Raw genomic sequence first — 888 nt, 5'->3', positions numbered from 1 at the left:
ATCGGTACCGATGGCGTCGCCGGCGGCGAAGACGTACCAGTTGCCGGAGGGTCGTTGTTGCGCTCGATCGAGGATCGCGGTGATCAAGCGGGGGTCGGCATCCTGGTAGGTGGGTTGTTGCCGCGCCCAGGAGTTCGGGGGGATCGGTTGCAACGGCCACGTCCGAGGCCACCGTCGGTACATCGGTTCCGGAATGCTCATGGCTAGTGGCTTTCTCGAGCGGCCAGTCGTCGGAGCAGCGCCGATCGGCCTTGGGTGGGCACGGTGTACAGGTCGTGGCCGCTCACACCCCAGTGGGTGAGCAGGTGGTTGGCTGCCGACCATCCGGTGGTGGCGGCCCGTTCCATCAACGCCACCGGTAGGTCGATACGGATTCCGTCCCCGGCCAGCACCAATCCGCGGTGTGGGGTGTCCACGGTGGGCCGGGAGGCGAAGTCTCCGGGACCGAGTCGAGGGCAGTCGCGTCGGTACTGCAGGCGTTCGCCGAGAATACGGGCGTCCGCGGTTTCCGGATACAGGGCGTGCAGTCGCGCCGACATCTGCTGTCGCAGTGCGACCCGGTCCGGGGCGACGGTCGCGGTCTCGGGCAGGGCGTAGGCGTGCAGTTCGATCACCGATCCGCCGTGGCGATGGGCCCAGTGGCGGGCTCGGTCCTCGTAGCGGTCGACGACACTGATGTTGTCGAGCGGATGCAGGCTGCCGGTCCCCAGAAATGCCGGTCGGTCTTCGTCGACGGGCCGGTCGAGCCAGAGTCGCTGTACCAGGAATGCGGGCGCGGTGCCCAGGTGTTCGATTCGAGTCCGCCAGGCCGCGTCGCCGACGGTGGGTGAGGCTGCCACGATACGGCCGAGCGCGCCGACATCGGTGGCCAGGACTACAGCGTCGGCA

General features: G+C 68.2%; 1 protein-coding gene. It reads right to left on the bottom strand.

What is annotated here, in order from left to right:
• Window positions 1-203: 203 nt before the first annotated feature.
• A partial coding sequence (locus tag R1101_RS0124560; RefSeq protein ID WP_016935775.1) for an FAD-dependent oxidoreductase occupies window positions 204-888 on the bottom strand: 685 nt, incomplete at its 5' end.

The organism is Rhodococcus sp. R1101, assembly GCF_000278445.1.
GTDB lineage: Bacteria > Actinomycetota > Actinomycetes > Mycobacteriales > Mycobacteriaceae > Rhodococcus > Rhodococcus gordoniae.
The sequence above is the reverse complement of the archived record's forward strand: the minus strand, read 5'-3'. Positions and strand labels throughout refer to the sequence as shown.